Raw genomic sequence first — 26,031 nt, forward strand, 5'->3', positions numbered from 1 at the left:
CAGGGCCCGGTATTCCAAGGGCTGCCCTGGGCTACGAGGAGGTGGTGAGGCTCACTCGGGCCGCCACCGGCAGATGGTCGCTGCCGGTCTCGGGCAGCGTCCACGAACTCACCGGCTCCACGCCCTGCACCATGATCTGGTCGATCCGGGCCATCGGGAACGACGCCGGCCAGCTGAACCCGAACCCACTGCCCGCCGCGCCCTGCGTGGAGCGCATCTGGGAGGTGACGGCGTTGAGCGCGCGGTCGTTCATCGTGCCGTTGAGGTCGCCGAGCAGAACCTTGCGGGGGAGCTTCTCGTCGGCGATGGCCTCACCCAGCGCGTCGGCGCTCTTGTCGCGCTGCCGGGCGGTGAAACCCGCCTCCATCTTCACCCGGACGGACGGCAGATGGGCCACGTAGACGGCGACCGGGGCGTCCGGGGCGGCCACCGTGGCCCGCATGGCCCGGGTCCAGCCCAGCTTGATGTCGACGGCCCGCACACCGGTCAGCGGGTACTTGCTCCACAGCCCGACGGTGCCCTCGACCGCGTGGTACCTGTACGTCGACGCCAGCGCCTTCTCGTACACCGGCACCGCCGAGACGGTCAGCTCCTCCAGGGCCACCACGTCCGCGCCGGAGGCGGCCACGTCCCGGGCGGTGCCGGAAGGGTCGGCGTTGTCGGCGTTGACGTTGTGGGTGGCCACCGTGAGGTCGCCGCCGGTGGCGGCGGACTTGTCGGAGAGCAGCCCACCGAAGAGGTTCAGCCACACGACCGCCGGGAGCAGCGCCGCGATCAGCGCGGTCGCGGACCGGCGCAGGAAGCCGAGCAGGAGCAGCACCGGCACGAACAGGCCGAGCCAGGGCAGGAAGGTCTCCGTGAGGCTGCCGAGGTTGCCCACCGCGTTCGGGATCTGCGCGTGCAGCAGCATCACCAGGGCGACGATCACCGAGAGGGCGGCGAGCACGGCACCGCGGCGCCAGATGCGGCGGTCGCCGCGCCAGCCGGAGAGCGGGCGGCCGAGCAGACGCCGGAGCCGGTCTCTGCGGCGCTCGGGTCCCGAACCGCCGTCCGCCGTCTCCGTCACGTATGCCTGCTGCGCCATACCGTCGCCTCACTACCTGCCGTGCACACCGTTCGCCCCGTTGCCGCGGGGCGTCAGAACCCCGTACGACCCTAGGGGATGATCGGCTTCCACCTCGTCGTCCCATGACGACCGTACGGGGGCGATGACGTACAAGTCGGCTTCCCGAGTTCCCCGTCGAGGTGGGGAAAGCGCCCTCTGTGACGAAACGCGCACACTAGGAACTGACGGGGCGTAGGCCTTCGAGGACGGTGTCGACGATCTGTTCGGACAGGCCCTGGGGCAGGGCGGCGTTGGGCTGCATGATGGTGCGGAACAGCATGGGTCCGATGAACAGGTCGTTGACCAGCTCGACGTCGATGTCCGTGCGGAGTTCGCCGTTGGCCTGTCCCCGGCGCAGGATGGCGACCTGCTTGCTGCGTCGGGGGGCGATGACGATCGCGTGGTACGCGTCCCAGACCTTCGGGCTGCTCTTCATCTGGGCGAAGACACTGTGCAGCAGCGCCGAGGACCGGGTCATCAGCCCGCGCTGGCGCAACTGCTCCAGCAGCGACACGAGATCGTCACGCATCGAGGTGCCGGGCAGTTCGGCGTCCGGGGGCTCGGCGGTGCGCACGACGTCGACGAAGAGCTCCTCCTTGCCGTTCCAGCGGCGGTAGATGGTGGCCTTGCCGACACCCGCGGTCCGGGCGATGCGCTCGATGGACAGCTCGGCGAGCGGCACGCCGTCCTCCAGCAGCTTGATGACGGCCTCGACGATGGACCGCTCCACAGCCTCGCTCCGGGGCCGGCCCCGTACGGCCCCCGGCTGCCTGGACTGACTTTCGGCGAGGCCGCTCACGTCGCTGGGTCCTCTCTGTGTGACGGGCTGATCATCATCCCTGACTCCGCGGCGGTGCGGGAAGGCGGTGTCCGGCCTCGCCGGCCGGACACCGCCCGCCGGCTCACTCGCCCGCGGGCACCAACTCCTGCTCCTCCTGGCCCGGCTGACGTTCCTTCGGGCGGCCCGGCAGGTACAGGGCCACCACCAGGGCGCCGACCAGGGCCACGCCCGCTCCCCACAGCGCGGTGACGTGCATCGCGTGCAGGAAGGCGTCGTTGGCCGGACCGACCAGGGCGTCACCCCGGGGGCCGAGCTTCGCGGCGACGCCGAGGGTGGCCTCGATGGACTCGCCCGCGGTGTGCCGTACGCCCGGCGGGACCGACCCGAGGTGGGACTCGATGCCGCTGCGGTAGGCCGTGGAGAGGACCGAGCCGAGGACGGCGATCCCGAGCGCGCCGCCGACCTGCCGGAAGGTGTTGCTGAGCGCGGAGGCGGAGCCGGCCTTCTCGCGCGGCAGGGCCTGCATGATGACGACGCTGGTCGGCGTCATGATGTGCGCCATGCCCGTACCCATGAGGAAGAAGATCACCTCAAGGAGCCAGATGGGCGTGTCAGCCTCCAGGGTGGCGAACGCGACCAGCATCGCGGCGATCAGCAGCATGCCGCCCGTGGTCGTCGCCCGGTTGCCGAAGCGGTCGACGACCAGCCGGGCGCGCGGCGCGAAGATCAGCTGCGCGGCGGCCAGCGGCAGCATCAGCAGACCGGTCTGCAGCGGTGAGTAGCCCCGCACGCTCTGGGTGTAGAAGACCGAGAAGAAGGTCACGCCCATCAGCGCGAAGAACACCAGCCCTATGGCGCCGATCGCGGCCGAGAACACCTTGTTCTTGAAGTAGGTGACATCGATCGACGGGTGGTCGCTGCGCTTCTCGAACACCACGAACGCGACGAGCACGGCGAGACCGGCACCGATGGTGGCCAGGACGGTCGCGTCCGTGAAGTCGGCGAGCTGGCCGCCCTTGATGATGCCGTAGACGAGCAGGACCAGTCCGATGACCGACAGCACGACGCCGACGGGGTCGATCCGGCCCGGGTTCGGGTCGCGGGAGTCGGGCACCAGCCACAGCATCAGCGCGAGGGCGAGCACCACGATGGGCACGTTGATGAGGAAGACCGAGCCCCACCAGAAGTGGTCGAGGAGCACACCGCCGGTGATCGGCCCGATGGCGATGGCGAGTCCGACGCCGCCCGCCCAGATGCCGATGGCCTTGGGCTGCTCCTCGCGCTCGAAGACGTTCATCAGGACGGCGAGCGTGGCCGGCATGACGAACGCCGCGCCGAGGCCCATCAGCGCGCGGAAGGCGATCAGCTGGTCCGGGGAGCCGGAGAACGCGGCGAGCGCGGAACCGGCGCCGAACACCACCAGGCCGCCCAGCAGCACCTTCTTGCGGCCGAGCCGGTCGCCGAGCAGCCCCGCGGTGAACAGGAGCCCGGCGAAGACCAGGGTGTAGGCGTTGATCGCCCACTCCAGCTCACTCTGGGTGGCGCCCAGGCCGGTCGGCGCGGGGGTCGAGATCGTCTTGATCGCGACGTTCAGGATCGAGTTGTCGAGCACCACGATCAGCAGGCTCAGCATCAGTACGCCGAGGATCGCCCAGCGGCGCCGGTGCACCGCCTCCGGTACCCGGGAGTCAGGGACTGCGGTAGTCATGCGTCCGAGAGTAACCCCATTACGATACGGCACCGTCTCGTATCGTTAATTATTTACCCAGCTCTTACTCGCCGGGACTCACCCGGGCCGTGCCTGAACGGTCACACCGACCACCCCTGGCCCTGACTGGCACGAGGTGCCACCATGGAGGTGGTCCGGGGACGCCGTGAGGGCGCCTCGAGATGACGTAAGGAGCCGTTGCAATGACGCAGCTTTCGGCTGCCCACACCAAGCCCTCCGACGGCAGCAAGGCGCTGTACGGGGGCAAGGGCACGCGCCGCATCACCGTCCGGGACATCGCCCTCGCCAAGGAACGCGGCGAGAAGTGGCCCATGCTCACCGCCTACGACGCGACGACCGCCTCCGTCTTCGACGAGGCCGGCATCCCCGTGATGCTCGTCGGCGACTCGGCGGGCAACTGCCATCTCGGGTACGAGACCACCGTGCCCGTCACCATGGACGAGATAACCATGCTGTCGGCCGCCGTCGTACGGGGCACCTCGCGCGCCCTGATCGTCGGAGACCTGCCCTTCGGTTCGTACCAGGAGGGCCCGGTGCAGGCGCTGCGCTCGGCGACCCGGCTGGTCAAGGAGGCCGGCGTCGGCGCCGTGAAGCTGGAGGGCGGCGAGCGCTCCCACGAGCAGATCCGCCTGCTCGTCGAGTCCGGCATCCCGGTCATGGCCCACATCGGACTGACCCCCCAGTCCGTCAACGCCATGGGCTACCGCGTCCAGGGCCGCGGCGAGGAGGCGGCCCAGCAGCTGCTGCGCGACGCGAAGGCCGTCCAGGACGCGGGCGCGTTCGCGGTCGTGCTGGAACTGGTCCCGGCGGAGCTGGCGGCCGAGGTCACCCGGGTCCTGCACATCCCGACGGTCGGCATCGGAGCCGGCCCCGAGACCGACGCGCAGGTCCTCGTCTGGACCGACATGCTCGGCCTCACCGGCGGGCGCGTCCCGAAGTTCGTCAAGCAGTACGCCAACCTGCGCGAAGTGATGTCCGGCGCGGTCAAGGCCTTCGCGGAGGACGTCGTCGGCGGCACGTTCCCGCTGGACGAGCACTCCGTCCACTAGGGCCCGACGGCCCGTCAGAGCCACAGCGGCACCACAGCGCCCCGCCGATCTTCCCCCGTCGGCGGGGCGCTCTCCGTGTGCGGGCGGGGCCGGCATGTCCGAGCAGACCGGGGCACGGCCGCCGAGCAGACCAGCGCCCCGCCGGCGGGCTGCACCTCCGTCGCACCCTGGGCCGTCAACGACGACACGGGAGCCTTCCTCGACTTCGTCACCGAGGTGCCCGGGGGCGAGGAGCTCGCGAGGGCGGCCACCGAGTCCGGTGCGATCGGGCACGGCGAGATTCCGGTCGCGCCGAGCGAGCGCGAGGGATCCATCGCCGCCGGGTCCAGCTGGCGCAGGCCCTGGGTGGCGATACGGACGACGGCGGGCAGCGCGCTGACCCCGGATCGGCGACGGCCCTTCATGCCGAGCCTGGTGCGGGTGTTCGTCGTGGACGTGGACGACACGTGCGCCCGGGCTCTCAAGGCCGGCGCGACGGTCGTCATCTCCCTGGCGGGCAGCGCCTTCGGTCAGCGCGGGGCCGGGCATCCCCGGGGAGGAGATGCGGAGGCAGCTCCGGGGTCCCGGGTGCGCGGAGGCGATGCGGGTGGCGCAGGAGACGTACGACGTGGAGATGACCGGGCGGGGGAGCGGGCGCAGCAGCAGGCCGGTGCCTCCCGGCGCTGAGCCCCCGCGCCCGTCCCGCCCGACTAGTCGAACCGCTCCAGATCCCGCAGCCAGGCCCTCGCCGAGCTGTCCGACGGCGCCCGCCAGTCACCGCGCGGCGACAGCGAACCGCCTGCCGACACCTTCGGCCCGTTCGGCATCGCCGAGCGCTTGAACTGCGCGAACGCGAAGAACCGCTTGCAGAACACCTCCAGCCACCGCCGGATCTCCGGCAGGTCGTACGTCACGCGCTTGGCCTCGGGGAAGTTCGGCGGCCAGTCACCGGACTTCTCGTCGTGCCAGGCGTGCCACGCCAGGAAGGCGATCTTCGACGGCCGGAAGCCGTACCGCAGGACGTGGAAGAGCGTGAAGTCGTGCAGCGCGTACGGACCGATCTTGGACTCGGTGGACTGCATCTCCTCGCCCGGCACGAGCTCCGGGCTGATCTCGGTGTCGAGGATCGCGGCGAGGATGTCACCGGTCTCCTCGTCGAACTGCTCGCTGCTGATGACCCAGCGGATCAGATGCTGCATCAGCGTCTTCGGCACGCCCGAGTTGACGTTGTAGTGGCTCATCTGGTCGCCCACGCCGTACGTGGACCAGCCGAGCGCCAGCTCGGAGAGGTCACCGGTGCCGAGCACGATGCCACCGCGCTGGTTGGCCAGCCGGAACAGGTAGTCGGTGCGCAGCCCGGCCTGGACGTTCTCGAAGGTGACGTCGTACACCGGCTCGCCGGAGGCGAAGGGGTGGTCCATCTCCTTCAGCATCAGCCGCGCGGTCGGCGTGATGTCCAGCTCGGCCGCCGTGACGCCGAGGGCCCGCATCAGCTTGTGGGCGTTGTCCTTGGTGTGGTCGCTGGTGGCGAAGCCGGGCAGGGTCCAGGCCAGGATGTCGCTGCGCGGCCGCCCCGCCCGGTCCATCGCGCGGGCGGCGACGATCAGCGCGTGGGTGGAGTCCAGACCGCCGGAGACGCCGATGACCACCTTCGGGCCACCGATCGCCGTGAGCCGCTGCTGGAGCCCGGCGACCTGGATGTTGTAGGCCTCGTAGCAGTCCTGGGCGAGCCGCTCGGCGTCGGCCGGCACGAACGGGAAGCGCTCCAGACGCCGCTTGAGACCCAGGTCGCCCGCGGGCGCGTCGAGTGCGAACGACACCGTCCGGAAGTCACCGGTCCGCGTGCGATGGGTCCGCCGGTTCTCGTCGAACGTGCCCATCCGCATCCGCTCCTGCCGCAGCAGGTCCAGGTCCACGTCGGCCACCGCGTACTCGTCGCCCAGCGGGAACCGCTCGGTCTCGGCCAGCAGCACGCCGTTCTCGTAGACCATGGCCTGGCCGTCCCAGGACAGGTCGGTGGTCGACTCGCCGAGTCCGGCCGCCGCGTAGACGTACGCGGCGAGGCAGCGCGAGGACGCCGAGCGGCACAACAGCTTGCGGTCCTCGGCCCGGCCGACCGTGATCGGGCTGCCGGAGAGGTTGACCAGGACGGTCGCGCCGGCGAGAGCGGCCTCCGCGCTGGGCGGCACCGGCACCCACATGTCCTCGCAGATCTCCGCGTGCAGCACGAGCCCCGGGACGTCGGCGGCCTCGAAGAGCAGATCCACGCCGAACGGCACGCTCGCACCGCCGACCCGGATCGACCCGCCGCGCTCGTCGGCGCCGTCGCCGATCTGCCGACGCTCGTAGAACTCGCGGTAGTTGGGCGGGTACGACTTCGGCACGACACCGAGGACCCGGCCGCGGTGGACGATCACCGCGCAGTTGTAGACCCGGTTGCGGTGGCGCAGCGGGGCGCCGACGACCAGCACCGGGAGCAGGTCGGCCGACCCGGCGACCACCTCGCCGAGCGCCGTGTCGACCTCGTCGAGCAGCGCGTCCTGGAGGAGGAGGTCCTCGATGGAGTAGCCGCACAGCCCCAGCTCGGGGAAGACGGCGACCGCGACCCCCTCCTCGGCGCACCGGCGCGCGTGGCGCAGCACCGCTTCGGCGTTGGCGGGCGGGTCCGCGATGACGGTGTGACCCGTGCATGCCGCGACGCGTGCGAACCCGTGCTGATAGATGGACCAGAAGTTCGAGGCAGTCACGGGATCAGTGTAATCGTCAGAGCGACGTTATAAGGGGCGGGGAGGGTGCCGGGCCCAGTCCCTGCCGCAGAATGACAGGCATGGACGACATACGCGGTGACCGCCCGGTCCGTACGGCGGGCTGGGGCTGGTTCCTGGCCTGGCTCCTGGTGGGAGCGTGCGGCGGCATCGGCCTCGCCGCGCTGCTGACGGTCGGCGCGGCCTTCCTCGTACTCGCCGCGGTGGCCGCGGTGTTGCTGCTCCGCAGGGGGCCTCGACGCGCCGCGGTGGGCGCCGTCTCGGGCCTGGCTCTGCCGCTGTTCTACCTCGCCTACCTGAACCGGGGCGGTCCGGGAGAGGTGTGCCGCGCGGTGGCCGGCGGGCAGACCTGCACCGAGGAGTACACGCCGGTCCCGTTCCTCCTCGCCGGGGCGCTCCTGCTGGCCGCCGGGCTCGTGATCCATGTGAGGACCGGCCGCCGCGCGCGCACGGGCCCCGTACCGCGGACGTAGCCGGGACGCACGGGGGCCCGGCCCCGAAGGTTCTCACCTTCGGGACCGGGCCCCTTGTGGACGTACGTCCGGTCAGTGCCGGCCGAACGACTGCACGTAACCGTTGGCGGGCGTACCCACGCCGGTGACGTCGTCGTATCCCTTGACCGCGGACAGCGAGCTGTCCTTGCCGAGGCTGCGGACCGAGGTGCTCAACCCACCGCTGGCGTCAGAGCCGTTGATGAAGTCGATACGCGCCACCGCGAGTCCGGAGCCGGTGGGGTTGTCCGTGACGTCGTGGTACACGCGGGAGCCGAACTTGGAGTAGATCGACGGGTTGGCGAAGCCGAGCGCCTTGCCGCCTGCCGCCTGCTGCGCCAGCGCCTGCACGGCCGCGATCACCGGCGAGGCCAGCGACGTGCCGCCGATGCGGTACTCGCTGTACTGCTGCGAGCCGTCGGGGAACGTCTGCGTCTGACCCACCAGGAAACCGGTGTTCGGGTCGGCGATCGCGGAGATGTCCGGGACCACGCGGTTGCCGGCGGCGTTGTTGGCCGTGGCGAGCGCGTTCGGGACGACACCCTTCTGGTACGAGGGCTCGGGGACCGTCTTGCTGGTGCCGCCGCCCGCGCCCGAGGTGAACGCGCCGGGGAAACCGGTCCAGCTCTTGCCGTCCGCGGACAGTGCGGCCTTCTCGGTGCCCCAGCCGGTCTCCCACAGGTACTTGTCGCCCTTGCCGACGGCGAGGGAGGTACCGCCGACCGCCGTCACCCATGCCGAGTTGGCCGGGGTGTCGACCTGCTTCGTACCGGTGTTGGCGACCTCGTCGCCGTTGTCGCCGGAGGAGAAGTAGAAGCCGATGCCCTCGACCGCGCCGAACTGGAAGACCTGGTCGTAGGCGGCCGCGAGGTCCGGCGTCTGGTTGGCCTCGATGTCGCCCCACGAGTTGGAGACGATGTCGGCCAGGTGGTTGTCGACGACCTTGCTGAGCGAGTCGAGCAGATCGTCGTCGTAGCAGGACGCGGCACCCACGTACGTGATGTTCGCGTCCGGCGCCACCGCGTGCACGGCCTCGACGTCGAGGGTCTCCTCGCCGTACCAGCCGGCCGCCCCGCACTCCTCGGTCTTCGTGTAGTTCTTCGGCAGGACCTGCTTGAGCTGGCTGGTGTTGTAGGCCGCGTCGCCGTTCTTCTTCGCGTAGGTGGCCGCGTCGAAGGCGATGGTCGGGGAGGCGTAGGCGTCGGTGATGGCGACACGCACCCCCTTGCCCGTGTACGTGCCCGCGCCGTAGGCGGCGCGCAGCTGCTTGCCGGTGTAGCCCTTGATCGCGTACGGGATCTTCGAGCCGTAGGCCTCGGGCAGCGTGCTCGCGATCTTCGAGCCGTAGTACGAGGAGAACGGTCCGGAGTTCTTGAACACGGCGTCCGGCGGCGGCAGTTGTTCCTTGCTGCTCGCCTTGTGCGGCGCGTTGTCCAGGCCGGTGACGGTCAGGACGGCACCGTCCAGAGCGGCCGGCGCGGAGGCGGTCCTGGCGGGGGCGCGGTAGGTCTTCGAACCCTTGGTGTAGTTGTGCAGCTGGGTACCGAAGGCCTTCTCGGCGGCGGCCACGTCACCGGTGACGGAGACGTAGTGCTGGGTGGTCCCGGTGACCTTCAGGCCCGCCGACTCCAGCCAGGACTTCACCGCGGCGACCTGCGCCTTGGTGGCGCCGAAGCGGGCCTGTGCCTGCTTCGCGCTCAGGTACCTGCCGTACGAGGCCGAGGACGGGTCGGACACCGACTTCGCGTAGGCGGCGAGGCCGGCGGCGTCCTTGCCGGCGAGGTATACCCGGGCGGAGACCTGGGAACTGTCCGCGGTGGCACCCTTGTCGGCCTTGGCCGTGGCCCACGCGGGCTTGGTCCCCGCCAGCGTGTCACGGTTCGGGCTGTCCGCGGCGTGGGCCGCGGGTATACCGAGCGCCAGCGCGCCCGCGAGCATCGGCAGTGTCGCCGCCATGCTCACTCCGGCGCGAAGTTTGGCGCGGTTGGATCTCATGGAACCCCCTGGATGCGGTTCGTCGCGAGTGATCACTCGACGGTGTGGCCACTCTTGCGACGAACCGTTCATGCGAGGGGAATGGGCATGCCAAGAAGAGCCCAATTAACCTAATGAAAAAGGCTAATCAGAGGGTTAACCCTCTATCATCGCGGCTTTGCGCCCCGCTCCTTCAGCATCGACGCCATCAGGTCGATCTCCGACTGCTGCGCGTCGACCATCCCCTGCGCCAGCCGCTTCTCCACGCCGACCTCGCACTTGTCCACACAGCCCTTCGCCATGTGGATACCGCCCTGGTGATGGTCCGTCATCAACTGGAGGTAGAAGATCTCGGCCTGCTTGCCGTTCAGCGTGCCCAGCTTCTTCATCTCGCTGTCGGTCGCCATGCCCGGCATCAGCGAGCCCTCACCGGCCGACGGCATGTCACCCATGTCCATCCACGTCATCGGCGGATCGGCCGACACCTTCGGCAGGTCCCACAGATCCAGCCAACCCAGCAGCATGCCGCGCTGGTTGGCCTGCGTCTGCGCGATGTCGTAGGCGAGCCGCCGCACCTCGACGTCCTTGGTGCGGTCGCGCACGATGTACGACATCTCCACGGCCTGCTGGTGGTGCACGGCCATGTCGCGCGCGAACCCCGCGTCCGCGGACTCCGCCGAGGGGGTGTCGCCCGAGCCGCCGTCCTCGGCCACGGCGTAGGTGATCGCGCCGGCCGCGACGAGCACGCCCGCCACGGCCACGGCCACCCCCGCGAACCTCACTGCGGCAGACCGTTCGTGCACGCCGCGCCGGGCTCGGGCGTCTGCGAGCCCTGCACGAACTTCGCGAAGAACTTGTCGACGTTCGGGTCCTTCGCCCCCGTGACGGTCCGCTGGTGGCCCCAGGCCGACAGCATGATCGGGTCCTTCTGCTTGTCGTCCGGGCTCATCAGCGTGTACGGCGTCTTCTTCACCTTGGCCGCGAGCGCGTCCACGTCCGCCTTCGTGGCCTTGCTGGTGTACGTCACCCAGACCGCACCGTGCTCCAGCGAGTGGACGGCGTTCATGTTGTTGAGCGCCTTGGTGTATACGTCACCGTTGCAGTTCATCCAGACCTGGTTGTGGTCGCCGCCGACCGGGGGCTCCATCGGGTAGCTCACGGTCTTGACGACGTGGTTGCGGCCCAGCGTGCCCTTCCAGGTCCTCACGCCGTCCGAGCCCGTGACGAAGTGCCCCTTCCCCTTGCCGTCGGCCGCCGTGCTGTCGTCGGACTGCGACTGCACCAGCACGATGGCGCCGGCGACCAGGCCGGCGACGACGACCGCGCTGGCGGCGACGGTGAGGATCCGGTTGCGGCGCTCTCTGGACTGCTCGGCGCGCCGCATCTCCTCTATGCGCGCCTTGCGTGCCGCGGCGGTGCTCTTCTTGGCGGAACCCATGAGGTGTGTCCTTCTGGGGGAAAGGGGCGGGACGGATGGTGACGATCGGTCCGCTGATCGTAGTGGGGCGGGGGTGGCTTCTCGTAGGGCGCCCACAGGAAACCGGGGACGCGGGGTGAGACGGGGCGGGCCGGGCATTACGTATGTCAGTCCGAGCAGGCAAGATGGGCGGCAGAGCAGTACATCCGCCGGACGTGAGGCGTTCACTCCCGGGTCGCCGGGACGATCAAGGTCGGCAACGCGCACGAAATGCTGTTGTGGTGTGATGCTCAGGTGCCCGACCGCCTCCTGCGGGACACGGAGACAGGCGGCCTGACCAGCAAGGATGGGGAAGCGGAAGATGGACAAGCAGCAGGAGTTCGTGCTCCGGACCTTGGAGGAGCGCGACATCCGGTTCGTACGCCTGTGGTTCACGGACGTACTGGGCTTCCTCAAGTCCGTAGCGGTGGCCCCGGCGGAGCTCGAACAGGCCTTCGACGAGGGCATCGGCTTCGACGGCTCGGCGATCGAGGGATTCGCCCGCGTATACGAATCCGACATGATCGCCAAGCCGGACCCCTCCACCTTCCAGGTCCTGCCCTGGCGCGCCGAGGCCCCCGGCACGGCCCGGATGTTCTGCGACATCCTCATGCCGGACGGCAGCCCGTCCTTCGCGGACCCCAGGTACGTCCTCAAGCGCGCCCTGGCCCGCACCTCCGACCTGGGCTTCACCTTCTACACCCACCCGGAGATCGAGTTCTTCCTGCTGAAGGACCGCCCGCTGGACGGCTCACGCCCGACCCCGGCCGACAACTCCGGCTACTTCGACCACACCCCGCAGAACATCGGCATGGACTTCCGCCGCCAGGCGATCACCATGCTGGAGTCGATGGGCATCTCGGTCGAGTTCTCCCACCACGAGGGCGCCCCCGGCCAGCAGGAGATCGACCTCCGCTACGCCGACGCGCTCTCCACAGCCGACAACATCATGACGTTCCGCCTGGTCATGAAGCAGGTGGCGCTGGAGCAGGGCGTCCAGGCGACGTTCATGCCCAAGCCGTTCTCGGAGCACCCCGGCTCGGGCATGCACACCCACCTGTCCCTCTTCGAGGGCGACCGGAACGCGTTCTACGAGTCCGGCTCGGAGTACCAGCTCTCCAAGGTCGGCCGCTCCTTCATCGCGGGCCTGCTGAAGCACGCGGCGGAGATCTCCGCGGTCACCAACCAGTGGGTCAACTCCTACAAGCGCATCTGGGGCGGCACCGAGCGCACCGCCGGCGCCGGCGGCGAGGCCCCCTCCTACATCTGCTGGGGCCACAACAACCGCTCCGCCCTGGTCCGCGTCCCGATGTACAAGCCCGGCAAGACCGGCTCGGCCCGCATCGAGGTCCGCTCCCTCGACTCCGGCGCCAACCCCTACCTCGCCTACGCCCTCCTGCTGGCCGCCGGCCTCAAGGGCATCGAGGAGGGCTACGAGCTCCCGCCGGGCGCCGAGGACGACGTCTGGGCCCTGTCCAACTCCGAGCGCCGCGCCATGGGCATCGAGCCGCTCCCCCAGAACCTGGGCGAGGCCCTCACCCTGATGGAACGCAGCGACCTGGTCGCGGAGACCCTTGGCGAACACGTCTTCGACTTCTTCCTGCGCAACAAGAAGAGCGAGTGGGAGGAGTACCGCAGCGAGGTCACCGCGTTCGAGCTGCGGAAGAACCTGCCGGTGCTGTAAGGCTGCGTCTCAGGGGCGCGGGGGACTGTCGCGTGGTTCCCCGCGCCCCTGAGGGTGGCTACTGGGCGGCCTGCTGGGCCAGTACCTGGTGCAGCGGCTCCGTCTCCCTGCGCTTGTACTCCTGGACAGCCCAGCCGTTGCCGTCCGGGTCCTTGAAGTACATGAAGGTGGCGCCGTCCTGCGGGGCGAACTGCACCGGTTCGCTGACGTCCAGGCCGCGGGAGGTGAGTTCCTCGTAGGCCGCCTTCGCGTCCGTCACGCACAGTTGCATGCCGTGGTACGTCCCGGGCTGCGGGGCTCCGGTCGGGACCTGGAGGCCGTCCACCAGGGCGATGGAACAGCCGGAGCCGGGCGGGGTCAGCTGGCAGATGCGGACGCCCTCCATCACCTCGCCGTCCAGATCCACGTGGAAGCCGACCTTGTCGCGGTAGAACTCCTTGGCGCGGTCCACGTCCGTGACCGGCAGCAGGATGACTTCGAGGCTCATGTCCATGGCGTGACTCCCTTGTCGACGTCAGTACAGAGGGCCGTTCTCAGAAGCGCCACCGCGTCTGGCTGAACGGCTGTCCCTTACCGAAGCCGAAAACCGTGCGCGGCGCCACCGCATAGACGACCGCGTGTCCCGGTCCGTGGTGGAAGTAGCCGTCCCGCACCTCGAAGCGCCAGAAGTCGCCGTACTTGGCCTCCCACGCGGCGGCCAGCTCGCGCAGCCGTGTGTCGTCGGAGACCCGCACCGCCTCGCCCTCCACCACCAGGTCGTAGCCCTTGTCCCAGATGTTGGTGCCGGTCGTCAGCGTCACGTGCGCGTTGTGCGCGAGGTTCTTCGCCTTGCGCTCCTCGGGGCCGGTGCAGAAGTGCAGCGCCCCGTGGGCCCACACGGCAGGCAGCGGCGTGACGTGCGGCCGCCCGTCCGGCCGTACCGTCGAGATCCAGAACAGCTCGGCGGCGGCCAGCAGCGACTCCGCGTCGGCCCAGGCGTGCGCCGTGGCGTCCGGGTCGCTGTAGCGCGCGTCGAGGTGGGTCTCGGGTTCCTTCTCGGTCATCACAGCGCCTTCGGCTCGGGAACACCCGGGCCACCGCGGCGGTCCGGTTCGACCCTCCCAGTCTGCCCAAGGCGTTCTCCGAATGCGGGACGAGGCGACGATCCGTTCCACGACAGCGAAAGTGACAGCGACGGCGACAGCGAAAGCGACGGCGGCTGCGACCGGGGCGGCGCCGCGTCCAGGGCTGAGTCCGCTCCGGCCCGCCCCCCCGAATCCCCCCGCCCGCACCCCGGCGCTTCTCCCCGGCTCTCCGGTTACGCTCAATCGATACGACCTTGATCGGACGGGAGGCCGGGATGACGTCGGCGCCGGGGCGCAGGAGCAGTACCTTCACGCGGCTGCTGCGGCACGGTTTCACCGATCCGTCGGCCGCCGAGCGGCTCCTGGAGAGCGCGGAGCTGAGCGCCGTACGCGACGACCCGGTGCTGCTGGAGGCGCTCGGTGCGACCGCCGACCCCGATCTCGCGCTGCTCGGTCTGGTACGGCTCCTGGAGGAGCAGCCCGACCGGGAACTGCTCGACACGGTGATAGCGGCGAAGCCCTTCCGCGACCGGCTGCTCGGGGTGCTCGGCGCCTCCGCCGCACTCGCCGAGCACCTCGCCCGGCACCCCGCCGACTGGCAGGCCCTGGTCACCTACGAACCCCGTGACCTGCACCCCGGCGTCGAGGAGTTCGAGCGCGGGCTCGCCGAGGCCACCGACCCCGTCGCCCTGCGCGTCGCCTACCGGCGCGGTCTGCTGTCGATCGCCGCCCGTGACGTGTGCGGCACCATCGACCTCGCCGAGACCGCCGCCGAGCTCGCCGATCTCGCCACCGCGACCCTGCGCGCCGCGCTCGCCATAGCGCGGACGGCCGCCCCCGAGGACGCGGCGCTGTGCCGGCTCGCGGTGATCGCGATGGGCAAGTGCGGCGGCCACGAGCTGAATTACGTCTCCGACGTCGATGTGATCTTCGTGGGGGAGGCGGTGGACGGGGCCGACGAGGGCAAGGCCCTGCGCGCCGCCACCAAGCTGGCCTCGCACATGATGCGGGTGTGCTCGGAGACGACCGTCGAGGGGTCCATCTGGCCCGTCGACGCCAATCTGCGCCCCGAGGGACGCAACGGGCCGCTCGTGCGCACCCTCTCCAGCCACCTCGCCTACTACCAGCGCTGGGCCAAGACCTGGGAGTTCCAGGCCCTTCTCAAGGCCCGCCCGGTCGCCGGCGACCTGGAGCTGGGCGAGGAGTACGTCGCGGCCCTCGAACCCCTCGTCTGGAAGGCCGCCGAGCGCGAGAACTTCGTCGCCGACGTGCAGAAGATGCGGCGGAGGGTCGTCGAGAACATTCCCGTCGCCGAGCTCGACCGGCAGCTCAAGCTCGGGCCCGGCGGCCTGCGGGACGTCGAATTCGCCGTGCAGCTCCTCCAGTTGGTGCACGGCCGCGAGGACGGCTCCCTGCGCAGCGGCACCACCCTCAACGCCCTGCACGCCCTCGCCGCCGGCGGCTACGTCGGCCGGGCCGACGCCGCCCAGCTCGACGACGCCTACCGCTTCCTGCGCTCCATGGAGCACCGCATCCAGCTCTACCGGCTGCGCCGCACCCACCTCGTCCCCGAGGACGACACCGACCTGCGGCGCCTCGGCCGCTCCCTCGGTCTGCGCGCCGACCCGGTGGCCGAGCTGAACCGCGAGTGGAAGCGGCACGCCTCCGTCGTACGCCGGCTGCACGAGAAGCTGTTCTACCGGCCGCTGCTGGACGCGGTGGCCCAACTCGGGCCCGGCGACATCAGGTTGAGCGCCGGGGCGGCTCGGGAGCGGCTGGTCGCGCTCGGGTACGCCGACCCCGCCTCCGCCCTGCGCCACCTGGAGGCCCTCGCCTCCGGCATCACCCGCAAGGCCGCCATCCAGCGAACTCTCCTTCCGGTCCTGCTGGGTTGGTTCGCCGAGTCCGCCGACCCGGACGCCGGACTGCTCAACTTCCGCAAGGTGTCCGACGCGTTGGGCAAGACCCCCTGGTATCTACGGCTGCTGCGGGACGAGGGTGCCGCCGCCGAGAACCTCGCGCGCGTCCTGTCCGCCGGGCGCCTGGCCCCGGACCTGCTGATGCGCGCCCCCGAGGCCGTGGCGCTGCTCGGGGACGGCGACGGCGGCGGACTCGCTCCGCGCGGGCGCGCCGGACTCGAACAGGAGATACTCGCCGCGGTCGGCCGCGCCGAGGGCGCCGTCCAGGGCGTCACGGCGGCCCGCGGAGTCCGGCGCCGCGAACTGTTCCGTACGGCCGCCGCGGACATCGTCGGCTCCTACGGCACCGAGACCCAGCCCGCCGAACCGGACCAGGGCGCCCTCGTGGAGCGGGTCGGCGCCGCCGTGTCCGACCTGACCGCCGCGACCCTCGCCGGCACGCTGCGCGCGGTGGTGCGGGAGGGCTGGGGCGACACCCTGCCCACCCGGTTCGCCGTCATCGGCATGGGCCGCTTCGGGGGTCACGAACTCGGCTACGGCTCCGACGCGGACGTCCTGTTCGTCCACGAGCCGCGCGAGGGCGTCGACGAGCGGGAGGCCTCCCAGGCCGCCAACAAGGTCGTCTCCGAGATGCGCCGCCTCCTGCAGATCCCGAGCGCCGACCCACCGCTGCTCATCGACGCCGACCTGCGCCCGGAGGGCAAGTCCGGGCCGCTGGTGCGCACCCTGACCTCGTACGCGGCCTACTACCGACGCTGGTCGCTCGTCTGGGAGGCACAGGCCCTGCTGCGCGCCGAACCGGTCGCCGGGGACGAGGAGCTGGGCCACCGTTTCGTCGAGCTCATCGCCCCCCTGCGCTATCCGGCGGCCGGTCTCGGCGACGACGCCGTACGCGAGATCCGGCGGCTGAAGGCGCGCATGGAGTCCGAGCGGATGCCCCGCGGCGCCGACCCGAAACTGCACACCAAGCTCGGGCCCGGGGGCCTGTCGGACGTCGAGTGGACCGTCCAGCTGCTCCAGATGCGGCACGGGGCCCAGGTGCCGGGGCTGCGCACCACCCGTACCCGCGCGGCCCTCGTCGCCGCACGGGAGGCCGGGTTCCTGTCCGCGGACGACGCCCAGGTCCTCGACGAGGCCTGGGTGCTGGCGACCCGGGTGCGCAACGCGGTGATGCTGGTGCGGGGGCGGGCCGGGGACACCTTTCCGACCGAGGCGCGCGAGCTCGCCGCCGTGGGCCGTTACCTGGGATACGGGCCGGGGCACGCGGGGGACATGCTGGACGACTACCGGCGGACGGCCCGGCGGGCCCGGGGCGTGGTGGAGGAGTTGTTCTACGGGGGGTAGGCAGGCTTTCCCGGGCCGGTGACCGGTCAGCGTCCGGCGCGCAGCGGTGCGCGCTCGCCCGGCCCGGCCTTCTGCTCCTCGTACGGCACCTTCGGCAACGCGTACGGCAGGGCCCCGTACCAGAGCCACGCCACCGTGTAGCCGAACAGCAGGCACAGGATGCCGCCGACCGCGTCGAGCCAGAAGTGGTTGGCGGTGGCCACGATGACCAGGAGCGTCGCCGCCGGGTAGACGAGGCCCAGGACGCGCACCCACGGCACCGACGCCAGCGCGAAGATCGTCAGTCCGCACCACAGGGACCAGCCGATGTGCATGGACGGCATCGCTGCGTACTGGTTGGACATGTGCTTCAGGTCGCCGGAGGCCATCGAGCCCCAGGTCTGGTGGACCATGACGGTGTCGACGAAGTCGCCGCCGGTCATCAGCCGCGGGGGAGCGAGCGGATACAGGTAGTAACCGACCAGGGCCACGCCGGTGGTCGCGAAGAGCACCAGACGGGTCGCCGCGTAGCGGCCGGGGTGGCTGCGGTAGAGCCAGACCAGGACACCCAGTGTCACGACGAAGTGCAGCGTCGCGTAGTAGTAGTTCATCCCGACGACGAGCCAAGTCACCGAGTTGACCGCGTGGTTGACGGACTCCTCGACCGCGATGCCGAGGTGGTGCTCCATCCGCCAGATCCAGTCGGCGTTGCGCAGCGCCTCCGCCTTCTGCTCCGGCACCGCGTTGCGGATCAGCGAGTACGTCCAGTAACTCACCGCGATCAGCAGGATCTCGAACCACAGGCGCGGCCGGCGCGGAGTCCGCAGCCGGCGCAGGAGACCCGGCCGGTCCGAGGCCGTGAGGGAGTCCGGAGCGGCCGCATTCCCGCGGTCTTCCAGACTGGTCACGGTCGAGTCACCCATAGACACAAAGTCTGCCAGAAACGCCTTACCCCACCGATCATCCCCCGGTCGGGTTCGGGTTGCATGTCCTACGACGGGAAGAGTGTCCCGTTCTCCTACCGGCGTACGGCGGAAAGACCGTTTTCTCCGCCCTGAGGACGACCGCGTTCCCCAGGGGCCGAAGCCGTCGAACCCCGTACGACCAGCTCCGGCATGAACACGAACTCGCTGTGCGGCGCGGGCGTTCCGCCGATCTCCTCCAGCAGGGTCCGAACCGCCGCCTGTCCCATGGCGGGCACCGGCTTGCGGACCGTCGTCAGCGGCGGATCGGTGAAGGCGATCAGCGGGGAGTCGTCGAAGCCCACGACCGACACGTCCCGCGGCACCTCCAGGCCCCGCTGCCGGGCCGCTCGTATCGCACCCAGCGCCATCATGTCGCTCGCGCACACGACCGCGGTGCAGTCCCGGTCGATGAGGGCGGTCGCGGCCGCCTGGCCACCCTCCAGGGTGTAGAGCGAGTGCTGGACGAGGTCCGCCTCGACGGTCGCCGCCGCCAGACCGAGCAGGTCCTGCATGGTGCGCACGAAGCCCTCGATCTTGCGCTGGACCGGCACGAAGCGCTTCGGGCCGAGGGCCAGGCCGATCCGCGTGTGCCCCAGCGACACCAGATGGGTCACCGCCAGCGCCATCGCCGCGCGGTCGTCGGGGGAGATGAAGGGTGCCTGCACCTTCGGCGAGAAACCGTCCACGAGCACGAACGGCACGCCCTGCGCCCGCAGCTGCTCGTAGCGCTGCATGTCCGCCGAGGTGTCCGCGTGCAGCCCGGAGACGAAGATGATGCCCGCCACGCCCCGGTCGACGAGCATCTCGGTGAGCTCGTCCTCGGTGGAGCCGCCCGGTGTCTGGGTGGCGAGGACCGGGGTGTAGCCCTGCCGGGTCAGTGCCTGGCCGATCACCTGGGCCAGGGCCGGGAATATCGGGTTCTCCAGCTCCGGGGTGATCAGGCCCACCAGGCCCTCGCTGCGCTGGCGCAGGCGCACCGGGCGTTCGTAGCCCAGCACGTCGAGTGCGGCCAGCACGGACTGGCGGGTGGTGGCGGCGACACCCGGCTTCCCGTTGAGGACGCGGCTGACGGTCGCTTCGCTCACCCCCGCCTGAGCAGCGATGTCGGCTAGCCGTGTGGTCACGGCACCGGACTGTACCGGCCGTATCGTCATCGCGGTCCCTCAGTTCTGGTCGGTGCCCCTTGTCCCGCAAAGGGATGATTCCCGTCCGGGAGGAGGATGGCAAGAGCTTGCAGAGTCTTGCACAACCCGTAGTCATCCCGCTCAGCCCCGTAAAACAAGGGTCTCGCGACGGTCGACAAGGGGTCACGGCGGGGTAACTTCCGCAGCCTCTTGCACTTTTTTTCTGCAAGGTCTTTCGCAAGTCTTGCATCGCTGTTACGTTCCCACTCGCCCGGCGGCCGCAAAGGCGCAGTCGGCAGGCAGGGACGGCAGACGGGGCCGATACCTGCACCACACGGGCTTTCACCCTCAAGGAGAACTCATGCGGCGTGGCATAGCAGCCACCGCGCTGGTGGCGTCTTTCGCCCTCGCGGCGACGGCCTGCGGCGGAAGCGACAGCGGCGACAAGGCCGACGGTCCGGTCACCATCACCTGGTGGGACACCTCCAACGCCACCAATGAGGCGCCGACGTACAAGGCCCTGATCAAGGACTTCGAGGCCGCCAACAAGAACATCAAGGTCAAGTACGTCAACGTTCAGTTCGACCAGGCGCAGAACAAGTTCGACACCGCCGCCGGCGCGAGCGGCGCCCCCGACGTGCTGCGCTCCGAGGTCGGCTGGACCCCCGCCTTCGCGAAGAAGGGCTACTTCCTGCCGCTCGACGGCACCGAGGCCCTCGCCGACCAGGCCAAGTTCAAGTCGAACCTGATCGAGCAGGCCAAGTACGACGGCAAGACGTACGGCGTGCCGCTGGTCACCGACACCCTCGCCCTGGTCTACAACAAGCAGCTCTTCGCGAAGGCCGGCGTCGAGGCCCCCAAGACCTGGGACGACCTGAAGACCGCCGCCGCCACGATCAAGGCGAAGACCGGCGTCGACGGCTACTGGGGCTCCACCCAGGCCTACTACGCCCAGTCCTTCCTCTACGGCGAGGGCACCGACACCGTCGACGCCTCGGCCAAGAAGATCACCGTGAACTCGGCCGCCGCCCAGAAGGGCTACGGCACCTGGCTGAGCCTCTTCTCCGGCAAGGGCCTGCACAAGGCCGACACCACCGCCGACGCCTACGCCCACATCCAGGACGCGTTCGTCAACGGCAAGGTCGCCGCGATCGTGCAGGGCCCCTGGGAGATCACCAACTTCTACAAGGGCTCCGCGTTCACGGACAAGTCCAACCTCGGCATCGCCACCGTCCCGGCCGGCTCCACCGGCAAGGCGGGCGCCCCGACCGGCGGCCACAACCTCTCGGTCTACGCCGGCTCGGACGCCGCCCACCAGAAGGCCGCGCTGAAGTTCGTCAACTTCATGACCTCCGCGAAGTCCCAGTCGACCATCGCGCTGAAGAACTCCACGCTGCCCACCCGCGACGACGCCTACACCACCGAGGTCAAGGCCGACCCGGGCATCGCCGGCTACCAGACCGTCCTCGCCGCCGCCCAGCCGCGCCCGGCGCTGCCCGAGTACAGCTCCCTGTGGGGCCCGCTGGACATCGAGCTGCCCAAGGTCGCCGGTGGCAAGGAGTCCCTGGACAAGGGGCTGAGCAACGCGGAGACCGCCATCGCCAAGCTGGTGCCGGACTTCAGCAAGTGAGCCCGAGTGGCCGCCGGATCTCCCTGACATGGGGGGAGGGATCCGGCGGCCACCGGCCTGTGCCGGCCACGCCCGCGGGGCCGCGTCGCCCAGCCACTTCTCAGAGCCGCAGAACTTCCAGAAGGTGTCGAACATGACAGTCGCCATCGACCGCGCCACCGGCCAGCGCCGCGGTGACCGCGCGCCACGGCCCGGGCTGGGCCAACGCCTGAGGCAGAGCTACCAGAAGCACTGGTACGCCTACGCGATGATCGCCCCGGTGGCGGTCGTCCTCGGTGTCCTCGTGCTCTACCCCCTGGTCTACGGCATCTACCTCACGCTCACCGACGCCAACAGCCTCAACACGGCCCGCACGATCGGCGTCAACCACATCGACGCCACCTACAAGTTCATCGGCCTGGACAACTACGCCGACATCCTGTGGGGCGACACGGCCTACGACCGCTTCTGGTCGCACTTCATCTGGACGATCGTCTGGACGGCCCTGTGCGTCGCCCTGCACTACTGCATCGGGCTCGGCCTCGCACTGCTGCTCAACCAGAAGCTGCGCGGCCGCACGCTGTACCGGCTGATCCTGGTCCTGCCCTGGGCCGTACCGACCTTCGTCACCGTCTTCGGCTGGCGCTTCATGCTCGCCGACGGCGGCATCATCAACACCGCACTGGACGCGCTGCATCTGCCCAGCCCGTCCTGGCTGGAGGACACCTTCTGGCAGCGGTTCGCCGCGATCATGGTCAACACCTGGTGCGGTGTGCCGTTCATGATGGTCTCGCTGCTCGGCGGCCTCCAGTCCATCGACGCCTCGCTGTACGAGGCCGCCGAGATGGACGGCGCGAGCGCCTGGCAGCGGTTCCGCTACGTCACCCTGCCGGGACTCAGAAGCGTCAGCTCCACCGTCGTCCTGCTCGGCATCATCTGGACGTTCAACCAGTTCGCCGTGATCTTCCTACTGTTCGGCAACACCGCGCCGGACGCGCAGATCCTCGTGACCTGGGCCTACTACCTGGGCTTCGGACAGCAGCCGCGTGACTTCGCGCAGTCGGCGGCGTACGGCATCCTGCTGCTGGCCATCCTGATCGTCTTCACCTCCTTCTACCGCCGCTGGCTGAACCGCAATGACCAGCAGCTCGCGATCTGAGGCAGGAGTTCCCATGAGCACGTCCACTGTCGAGACCTCCGCCACGGTGTCCGAGGCTGCCCCCGCACCCGCATCCCGCCGGATCCGCCGCCGCGGTGAGCAGAGCCTCGCCGGCTCCCTCGTGTCGCACGGCATCCTGATCGTCGCGAGCCTCATCGCGCTCTTCCCGATCGTCTGGCTGATCTTCCTGTCCCTCGGCCCGGACAAGGACGACTACCTCCACCCGGGCGGCATCTGGAAGAAGATGACGTTCGACAACTACTCGTTCGTCCTCCAGCACACCGAGTTCTTCAGCTGGCTCAAGAGCTCGCTGATCGTCTCGCTCGGCACCACGGTGATCGGTGTGACGATCGCCGCGACCACCGGGTACGCCGTGTCCCGGATGCGCTTTCCGGGCTACCGGAAGTTCATGTGGGTGCTCCTGGTCACCCAGATGTTCCCGGTAGCCGTACTCATGGTGCCGATGTACCAGATGCTCTCGGACCTCCAGCTCATCGACAGCTATCTTGGGCTCGTCCTCGTCTACTGCACGACGGCGGTGCCGTACTGCGCCTGGCTGCTCAAGGGATACTTCGACACCATCCCGTTCGAGATCGACGAGGCCGGACGCGTCGACGGGCTGACCCCCTTCGGCACGTTCGCACGGCTGATCCTGCCGCTCGCCAAGCCGGGGCTCGCGGTCGCCGCGTTCTACAGCTTCCTCACCGCCTTCGGCGAGGTCGCGTTCGCCTCGACGTTCATGCTGTCCGACACGAAGTACACGTTCGCGGTCGGGCTCCAGAGCTTCGTGAGCGAGCACGACGCCCAGCGGAACCTGATGGCCGCGACGGCGGTGCTGATCGCGATACCCGTGTCGGTGTTCTTCTACCTGGTGCAGAAGAACCTCGTCACCGGTCTCACCGCCGGCGGCACCAAGGGGTAAGGCCGGTCGTCTTCCGCGCCCCCAAAGACCCGAGGCGGCCGTGGTCTCCATCCGACCCCGCTGTGACCACGGCCGCCTCGCCATCCTCCTGCCTTTGACCTGATGAACCCGTTACGTATCAAGGACGCCATGAGCCAGCAGCACTCCGCCCTCGCCCCGGCCCCCCACTCCGCCGAAGCCAAGCGCAGCGACTGGTGGCGGGACGCGGTGATCTACCAGGTCTATCCGCGCAGCTTCGCCGACAGCAACGGCGACGGCATGGGCGACCTGGAAGGCATCCGCACCCGCCTGCCCTACCTCCGAGACCTCGGCGTCGACGCCGTGTGGCTCAGCCCCTTCTACGCCTCCCCGCAGGCCGACGCCGGCTACGACGTGGCCGACTACCGGGCCGTGGACCCCATGTTCGGCAACCTCCTGGACGCCGACGCGCTGATCCGGGACGCCCGCGGACTGGGGCTCAGGATCATCGTCGACCTGGTGCCCAACCACTCCTCCGACCAGCACGAGTGGTTCAAGCGGGCGGTCGCCGAGGGCCCGGGATCGCCCCTGCGGGACCGCTACCACTTCCGCCCCGGCAAGGGCGAGAACGGCGAACTCCCGCCCAACGACTGGGAGTCCATCTTCGGCGGCCCCGCCTGGACCCGCGTCGAGGACGGGGAGTGGTACCTGCACCTCTTCGCCCCCGAGCAGCCCGACTTCAACTGGGACCACCCGGCCGTCGGCGACGAGTTCCGCTCGATCCTGCGCTTCTGGCTGGACATGGGCGTGGACGGCTTCCGCATCGACGTGGCACACGGCCTGGTGAAGGCGGAGGGGCTGCCCGACCTGGGATCCCACGACCAGGTGAAGCTGCTGGGCAACGATGTCATGCCGTTCTTCGACCAGGACGGTGTCCACGAGATCTACCGCCAGTGGCGGCTGATCCTCGACGAGTACTCCGGCGAGCGCATCTTCGTCGCCGAGGCCTGGACCCCGACCGTCGAGCGCACCGCGAACTACGTCCGGCCCGACGAACTCCACCAGGCCTTCAACTTCCAGTACTTGAGCACCGCCTGGGACGCCGAGGAACTGCGCGGGGTCATCGACCGCACGCTGGAGGCGATGCGCCCGGTCGGCGCCCCGGCCACCTGGGTGCTCTCCAACCACGACGTCACCCGGCACGCCACCCGCTTCGCCAACCCGCCCGGCCTCGGCACCCAGATCCGCACGGCGGGGGACCGGGAACTGGGGTTGCGCCGCGCCCGCGCCGCCACGCTGCTCATGCTGGCGCTGCCCGGATCGGCGTACATCTACCAGGGCGAGGAGCTCGGCCTGCCGGACGTCGTCGACCTCGCCGACGAGGACCGCCAGGACCCGGCGTACTTCCGCGGCGCGGGCCAGGACGGCTTCCGCGACGGCTGCCGGGTGCCGATCCCGTGGACGCGCGAGGGATCGTCGTACGGCTTCGGCGCCGGCGGCAGCTGGCTGCCCCAGCCGTCGCAGTGGGCCGAGCTGAGCGTGGAGGCGCAGACCGGCGACCCCGCCTCCACCCTGGAGCTGTACCGCGAGGCCCTGGCCGTCCGCCGCGCCCGGCCCGACCTGGGTGCCGGTGACGCGGTGGAGTGGCTGCGCGCACCCGAGGGCGTCCTCGCCTTCCGCCGTGGCGACTTCGTCTGTGTCGCCAACACCGGCGGTGAGTCGGTGACGACTCCGGCGTACGGCCGTCTGCTGCTCGCCAGCGGGGAGGTCGCCGAGGTCGACGGGGACGCCAAGGTGCCGGCCGACACGACCGTGTGGTGGACGACGGCCTGACCGACCGAGGAGGAATCACCGGGCCCTGAGGGGGCCCGGTGATTTTTTTCTCCGGCGTGTCGATCGGCGCAGGCCGCGTTCGACGCTTGGGTGGAAGGGCGAGACAGCCCCCGCGACCCGAGGAGAGACCATGAAGATCCGCGCCCGCCTGAGCATGAGCGCCGACGGCTATGTGACCACCCCGAGCGGCTGGCCCGCGCTCACCGCCGACCCCGCGTTCGTCTCCGGCCAGAGCCACGGCATCCGGGAGTTCCTGGCCGACTGCGAGGCGGCCCTCATGGGCCGTACGACCTTCGAGCCCGCGCTGACCAACAGCCGCTGGCCGTGGCCGGACCTGGACGTGTTCGTCCTCGGCTCGCACCGCCCGGAGGGCACGCCCGACCACGTCACCACCGACAGCGACCCGGTCCGGCTGCTGGAGAAGATCCGCGCCGCCAACCGGGGCGGCGACGTCCACCTCATCGGCGGCCCCCGCACGATCGGCACCTTCCACGCCCTCGGCGCCCTGGACCGCCTGGAACTGGTCGTCCTGCCCATGCTGTTCGGCGGCGGCATGCAGTTGACCCCCGCGCTCAGCGCGGAGGCCGGACTGAACTTCCTGAGCCAACGGGCTCTGCCCGGAGGGGCGGTGGAGATCGTCTACTCCTGCGAGGGCAGCCGGGGTGACCTTCCGGGCAAGCCTGCGAGTCAGCGGTGAGCTACTTCCGACGGCCAGGGCTCTCGCGATGCGGTGTCGGACAGTCATGAGCGGCTCCGGGGGCTGAAGTCGATCAGAGGTCAGGGATTCGACAACTCGTGAGCGTGCGGCAGTTGAGAAGGGCACGTCAAGGGAGTGGGTGAAAGTTCTTGCTGTGAGTTTCAAGGCTCTTGCTGTAAACATTTCGTTAGCGGTACGTTCTCGCCGGCGCCGGGCAAAGACGCCCGGCCGTCACGCAAGGAGAACCCCCACGTGATATCGAGAAGGTCCATCGCCGCGACCGCCGTCGCCCTCGCCGCCTCGGTCGCCGTCCTCACCCCCACCCCCGCCCAGGCCTCCCCGCCCGGAACCAAGGACGTCACCGCAGTCCTCTTCGAGTGGAACTTCGCCTCCGTCGCCAAGGAGTGCACCACCACCCTCGGCCCCGCCGGATACGGCTATGTCC

The 26,031-nt window shown here is 70.0% G+C and carries 20 protein-coding genes and 2 pseudogenes; 11 read left to right on the top strand and 11 right to left on the bottom strand.

Annotation, left to right across the window (positions count from 1 at the left end; genetic code table 11):
- Positions 1-31: 31 nt before the first annotated feature.
- The 3 genes and pseudogenes from AQI94_RS04580 to AQI94_RS04590 all read right to left on the bottom strand — a co-directional run bounded on the left by AQI94_RS04580 (position 32) and on the right by AQI94_RS04590 (position 3,594).
- Positions 32-983 (bottom strand): annotated as a pseudogene (locus AQI94_RS04580) (endonuclease/exonuclease/phosphatase family protein).
- Positions 984-1,280: 297 nt separating this feature from the next.
- On the bottom strand, positions 1,281-1,904 hold the full coding sequence (locus tag AQI94_RS04585; RefSeq protein WP_031046156.1) for a TetR/AcrR family transcriptional regulator: 624 nt from the start codon (positions 1,902-1,904) through the stop codon (positions 1,281-1,283).
- A gap of 103 nt (positions 1,905-2,007) precedes the next feature.
- Complete coding sequence (locus AQI94_RS04590; RefSeq protein WP_051832238.1) at positions 2,008-3,594, bottom strand: MFS transporter; 1,587 nt, start codon at positions 3,592-3,594, stop codon at positions 2,008-2,010.
- A 203-nt stretch (positions 3,595-3,797) separates the two neighbouring features.
- Between AQI94_RS04590 and panB the strand changes: the two genes are divergently transcribed.
- Positions 3,798-4,664 (top strand): 3-methyl-2-oxobutanoate hydroxymethyltransferase, encoded by an 867-nt coding sequence (gene panB / locus AQI94_RS04595; protein WP_031046163.1) that lies wholly within the window; start codon positions 3,798-3,800, stop codon positions 4,662-4,664.
- 75 nt (positions 4,665-4,739) lie between these two features.
- A complete protein-coding gene (locus AQI94_RS44530) occupies positions 4,740-5,330 on the top strand; it encodes a VOC family protein (RefSeq protein ID WP_051832241.1) in 591 nt (196 codons plus the stop codon).
- 23 nt (positions 5,331-5,353) lie between these two features.
- Here the strand turns inward: AQI94_RS44530 and AQI94_RS04605 are convergent, their stop codons facing one another.
- Positions 5,354-7,390, bottom strand: coding sequence for an NAD(+) synthase (locus AQI94_RS04605; protein WP_031046166.1), 2,037 nt, complete (start codon positions 7,388-7,390; stop codon positions 5,354-5,356).
- An 80-nt stretch (positions 7,391-7,470) separates the two neighbouring features.
- On the opposite strand from AQI94_RS04605, the gene AQI94_RS04610 reads away from it, so the two are divergent.
- Positions 7,471-7,881: a hypothetical protein gene (locus AQI94_RS04610; RefSeq protein ID WP_037942514.1), complete on the top strand. Its 411-nt coding sequence runs from the start codon at positions 7,471-7,473 to the stop codon at positions 7,879-7,881.
- 72 nt (positions 7,882-7,953) lie between these two features.
- Here AQI94_RS04610 and AQI94_RS04615 read toward each other — a convergent pair whose 3' ends face one another.
- The 3 genes from AQI94_RS04615 to AQI94_RS04625 all read right to left on the bottom strand — a co-directional run bounded on the left by AQI94_RS04615 (position 7,954) and on the right by AQI94_RS04625 (position 11,311).
- Positions 7,954-9,894: a S53 family peptidase gene (locus AQI94_RS04615; RefSeq protein WP_031046174.1), complete on the bottom strand. Its 1,941-nt coding sequence runs from the start codon at positions 9,892-9,894 to the stop codon at positions 7,954-7,956.
- Positions 9,895-10,040: 146 nt separating this feature from the next.
- Entirely contained in the window at positions 10,041-10,640 is a 600-nt protein-coding gene (locus tag AQI94_RS04620; protein ID WP_037942516.1) for a DUF305 domain-containing protein, read from the bottom strand.
- A gap of 11 nt (positions 10,641-10,651) precedes the next feature.
- Positions 10,652-11,311 (bottom strand): DUF3105 domain-containing protein, encoded by a 660-nt coding sequence (locus tag AQI94_RS04625; protein WP_031046180.1) that lies wholly within the window; start codon positions 11,309-11,311, stop codon positions 10,652-10,654.
- A gap of 340 nt (positions 11,312-11,651) precedes the next feature.
- On the opposite strand from AQI94_RS04625, the gene glnA reads away from it, so the two are divergent.
- Positions 11,652-13,013 (top strand): type I glutamate--ammonia ligase, encoded by a 1,362-nt coding sequence (gene glnA, locus AQI94_RS04630; protein ID WP_007381571.1) that lies wholly within the window; start codon positions 11,652-11,654, stop codon positions 13,011-13,013.
- Positions 13,014-13,071: 58 nt separating this feature from the next.
- On the opposite strand, the gene AQI94_RS04635 is transcribed toward glnA, so the two are convergent.
- Entirely contained in the window at positions 13,072-13,506 is a 435-nt protein-coding gene (locus AQI94_RS04635) for a VOC family protein (protein ID WP_031046183.1), read from the bottom strand.
- 40 nt (positions 13,507-13,546) lie between these two features.
- Complete coding sequence (locus tag AQI94_RS04640; RefSeq protein ID WP_031046187.1) at positions 13,547-14,056, bottom strand: pyridoxamine 5'-phosphate oxidase family protein; 510 nt, start codon at positions 14,054-14,056, stop codon at positions 13,547-13,549.
- 296 nt (positions 14,057-14,352) lie between these two features.
- Here AQI94_RS04640 and AQI94_RS04645 point away from each other — a divergent pair, with 296 nt between their 5' ends.
- Positions 14,353-17,340: a bifunctional [glutamine synthetase] adenylyltransferase/[glutamine synthetase]-adenylyl-L-tyrosine phosphorylase gene (locus AQI94_RS04645; protein ID WP_062229592.1), complete on the top strand. Its 2,988-nt coding sequence runs from the start codon at positions 14,353-14,355 to the stop codon at positions 17,338-17,340.
- Between the two features lie 26 nt (positions 17,341-17,366).
- Here AQI94_RS04645 and AQI94_RS04650 read toward each other — a convergent pair whose 3' ends face one another.
- Positions 17,367-18,242, bottom strand: coding sequence for a phosphatase PAP2 family protein (locus AQI94_RS04650; protein WP_031040422.1), 876 nt, complete (start codon positions 18,240-18,242; stop codon positions 17,367-17,369).
- Between the two features lie 95 nt (positions 18,243-18,337).
- Positions 18,338-19,408, bottom strand: a complete 1,071-nt coding sequence (locus AQI94_RS04655) for a LacI family DNA-binding transcriptional regulator (RefSeq protein ID WP_037941678.1) — start codon at positions 19,406-19,408, stop codon at positions 18,338-18,340.
- A gap of 361 nt (positions 19,409-19,769) precedes the next feature.
- On the opposite strand from AQI94_RS04655, the gene AQI94_RS04660 reads away from it, so the two are divergent.
- The 6 genes and pseudogenes from AQI94_RS04660 to AQI94_RS04685 all read left to right on the top strand — a co-directional run.
- Positions 19,770-21,038 carry an extracellular solute-binding protein gene (locus AQI94_RS04660; RefSeq protein ID WP_031040427.1) on the top strand — a complete coding sequence of 423 codons (1,269 nt, stop codon included), beginning with the start codon at positions 19,770-19,772 and terminating at the stop codon, positions 21,036-21,038.
- Between the two features lie 133 nt (positions 21,039-21,171).
- Entirely contained in the window at positions 21,172-22,176 is a 1,005-nt protein-coding gene (locus AQI94_RS04665; protein WP_031040429.1) for a carbohydrate ABC transporter permease, read from the top strand.
- 13 nt (positions 22,177-22,189) lie between these two features.
- Positions 22,190-23,098: a sugar ABC transporter permease gene (locus AQI94_RS04670; protein ID WP_031040431.1), complete on the top strand. Its 909-nt coding sequence runs from the start codon at positions 22,190-22,192 to the stop codon at positions 23,096-23,098.
- A gap of 129 nt (positions 23,099-23,227) precedes the next feature.
- A complete protein-coding gene (locus AQI94_RS04675) occupies positions 23,228-24,889 on the top strand; it encodes a glycoside hydrolase family 13 protein (RefSeq protein ID WP_031040433.1) in 1,662 nt (553 codons plus the stop codon).
- A gap of 130 nt (positions 24,890-25,019) precedes the next feature.
- The gene (locus tag AQI94_RS04680) at positions 25,020-25,586 is read left to right on the top strand and encodes a dihydrofolate reductase family protein (RefSeq protein ID WP_031040435.1); all 567 of its coding nucleotides are present in this window, start codon (positions 25,020-25,022) and stop codon (positions 25,584-25,586) included.
- A 252-nt stretch (positions 25,587-25,838) separates the two neighbouring features.
- Positions 25,839-26,031: pseudogene (locus tag AQI94_RS04685) on the top strand (glycosidase); the annotation flags it as partial.

It is taken from the genome of Streptomyces pseudovenezuelae (genome assembly GCF_001513955.1).
Taxonomy (GTDB): domain Bacteria; phylum Actinomycetota; class Actinomycetes; order Streptomycetales; family Streptomycetaceae; genus Streptomyces; species Streptomyces pseudovenezuelae.

Bases quoted from the DNA above. Each gene is read 5' to 3' on its own strand.
- AQI94_RS04635 (WP_031046183.1), bottom strand. From the start codon at position 13,506: ATGGACATGAGCCTCGAAGTCATCCTGCTGCCGGTCACGGACGTGGAC.
- AQI94_RS04660 (WP_031040427.1), top strand. From the start codon at position 19,770: ATGCGGCGTGGCATAGCAGCCACCGCGCTGGTGGCGTCTTTCGCCCTC.
- panB (WP_031046163.1), top strand. From the start codon at position 3,798: ATGACGCAGCTTTCGGCTGCCCACACCAAGCCCTCCGACGGCAGCAAG.
- AQI94_RS04665 (WP_031040429.1), top strand. From the start codon at position 21,172: ATGACAGTCGCCATCGACCGCGCCACCGGCCAGCGCCGCGGTGACCGC.
- glnA (WP_007381571.1), top strand. From the start codon at position 11,652: ATGGACAAGCAGCAGGAGTTCGTGCTCCGGACCTTGGAGGAGCGCGAC.
- AQI94_RS04675 (WP_031040433.1), top strand. From the start codon at position 23,228: ATGAGCCAGCAGCACTCCGCCCTCGCCCCGGCCCCCCACTCCGCCGAA.
- AQI94_RS04610 (WP_037942514.1), top strand. From the start codon at position 7,471: ATGGACGACATACGCGGTGACCGCCCGGTCCGTACGGCGGGCTGGGGC.
- AQI94_RS04680 (WP_031040435.1), top strand. From the start codon at position 25,020: ATGAAGATCCGCGCCCGCCTGAGCATGAGCGCCGACGGCTATGTGACC.
- AQI94_RS04640 (WP_031046187.1), bottom strand. From the start codon at position 14,056: ATGACCGAGAAGGAACCCGAGACCCACCTCGACGCGCGCTACAGCGAC.
- AQI94_RS04650 (WP_031040422.1), bottom strand. From the start codon at position 18,242: ATGGGTGACTCGACCGTGACCAGTCTGGAAGACCGCGGGAATGCGGCC.
- AQI94_RS04625 (WP_031046180.1), bottom strand. From the start codon at position 11,311: ATGGGTTCCGCCAAGAAGAGCACCGCCGCGGCACGCAAGGCGCGCATA.
- AQI94_RS04590 (WP_051832238.1), bottom strand. From the start codon at position 3,594: ATGACTACCGCAGTCCCTGACTCCCGGGTACCGGAGGCGGTGCACCGG.
- AQI94_RS04670 (WP_031040431.1), top strand. From the start codon at position 22,190: ATGAGCACGTCCACTGTCGAGACCTCCGCCACGGTGTCCGAGGCTGCC.
- AQI94_RS04615 (WP_031046174.1), bottom strand. From the start codon at position 9,894: ATGAGATCCAACCGCGCCAAACTTCGCGCCGGAGTGAGCATGGCGGCG.
- AQI94_RS04645 (WP_062229592.1), top strand. From the start codon at position 14,353: ATGACGTCGGCGCCGGGGCGCAGGAGCAGTACCTTCACGCGGCTGCTG.